The following is a 1,776-nucleotide window of genomic DNA, read 5'->3' as shown; positions in this document are numbered from 1 at the left end:
CTGTGGGGCAAGAGCCGCCAGGATCCGATGATCGCCGCGCGCACCGCCAGCGCCGGCCGCGCCGACGCCCAGCGCGAGGACGCCCGCCGAGCGCTGAGCGCCCAGCTCGAGGCCGATCTGGCCGACCACGTCATGCATCACGAGCAATGGCTGCGGGCCCGCGACACGCTGCTGCCGCTGGCCAAGCAGCGGGCCCAGCTGGAGACCGCCGCCTATGGCTCCGGCGCGGCCGGTTTGCCCGACGTGCTGATCGCCTTCTCGAGCCTGGCCGAGGCCCAGCTCACCACCCTAGATCGCGAGGCCGCCGTCGCCATCGACGCCGCCCGCCTGACCCTCACCTACGGAAGCGACGATCAATGACCCCCTCCCCCTCGATGAAGGCCCTGCTCGGCGCCGGCGCCGCCCTGGTCGTGCTGGCCGGGGCCGGCGGCTATGGCCTGGCCCGCCTGACCGCCAAGCCGCCGATGCCGGCGACCTCGGCCGACAGCCGCAAGGTGCTCTACTGGTACGACCCGATGGTCCCGGCCCAGCACTTCGACAAGCCGGGCAAGTCGCCGTTCATGGACATGCCGCTGACGCCCAAATACGCCGGCGAGGCCGAAACCAGTGGTCCGGCGGCGGGGGTGCGGATCGACCCCTCGGCCGCCCAGAACCTCGGCTTCCGGCTGGCGACCGTGGAGGAAGGCGCGCTTTCCAGCGGCCTGACCGCCACCGGGATCGTCGACTTCAACCAGCGTGACGTCGCCGTCGTCCAGGCCCGCAGCGGCGGTTTCGTGCAGCGGGTTTATGGCCGCGCGCCGGGCGACGTGATCGCCGCCGGCGCGCCGCTGGCCGACCTGTTGGTTCCCGAATGGGGCGGCGCCCAGGCCGAATATCTGGCGGTCCGGCGCACCGGAGACGCGGCCCTGAGCGCCGCCGCCCGCCAGCGCCTGCGCCTCTTGGGCATGCCCGACGGCGTGGTCGCCGGTCTCGACCGAGACGGGCGGCCGCGCACGACGATCACCATCACCGCGCCGCTCGGCGGGGTCGTTTCCAAGCTCGACGTGCGCGCCGGCATGACCGTGGGCGCGGGCCAGACCCTGGCCGAGATCAACGGCCTCTCGAGGGTCTGGGTCACGGCCGCCGTGCCCGAGGCGCAGGCCGGGCAGCTGCGTCCGGGCCAGGGCGTTGGCGTCACCCTGGCGGCCTATCCGGGCGAGACCCTGCGCGGGACGGTCCAGGCCGTGCTCCCGCAGGCCCAGGGCGACAGCCGCACCTTGCAGGCGCGGATCGAACTGGCCAACCGCGACGGCCGCCTCAAGCCTGGCCTGTTCGCCACCATCGCCTTCGACGCGGCGACGCGGACCGCCCTGCTGATCCCGTCCGAGGCGGTGATCCGCACCGGGGCGCGCGACGTGGTGATGCTGGCCGCCGACGGCGGCCGCTACCAGGCCGTCGAGGTCCGGACCGGGCGCGAAGCCGGAGGCCGGACGGAGATCCTGGCCGGCCTGTCTTCCGGCCAGAAGGTCATCGCCTCGGGCCAGTTCCTGGTCGATTCCGAGGCCAGCCTGGCGGGCCTGCAGGTCCGGCCGCTTCCGGCCTTGGGCCCTCAAACACCCCCAGGCGACACGCCCATGGCCAAGCCGATGGCCCCGGCCAAGCCGGCCCTGGCCGAAACCACCGGCCGCGTCGAGCAGGTGACCCCGGACGGCGTCACCCTCTCGCACGGCCCCGTGCCGGCCATCGGCTGGCCGGCCATGACCATGACCTTCCGCGCCGACCCGAGGCTGCTGAAGG

2 protein-coding genes are annotated in these 1,776 nt (G+C 74.0%); both read left to right on the top strand.

All coding sequences use genetic code 11. From position 1 onward, the window contains the following. A partial coding sequence (locus Q0379_RS01665; protein ID WP_299003628.1) for a TolC family protein occupies positions 1 to 360 on the top strand: 360 nt, incomplete at its 5' end. Continuing rightward, positions 357 to 1,776: efflux RND transporter periplasmic adaptor subunit (locus Q0379_RS01660; RefSeq protein WP_299003626.1), on the top strand; the 1,420-nt coding region annotated here is incomplete at its 3' end. The genes Q0379_RS01665 and Q0379_RS01660, both read left to right, overlap by 4 nt.

The sequence above is a fragment of the uncultured Caulobacter sp. genome, assembly GCF_937900395.1.
GTDB lineage: Bacteria > Pseudomonadota > Alphaproteobacteria > Caulobacterales > Caulobacteraceae > Caulobacter.
The sequence above is the reverse complement of the archived record's forward strand: the minus strand, read 5'-3'. Positions and strand labels throughout refer to the sequence as shown.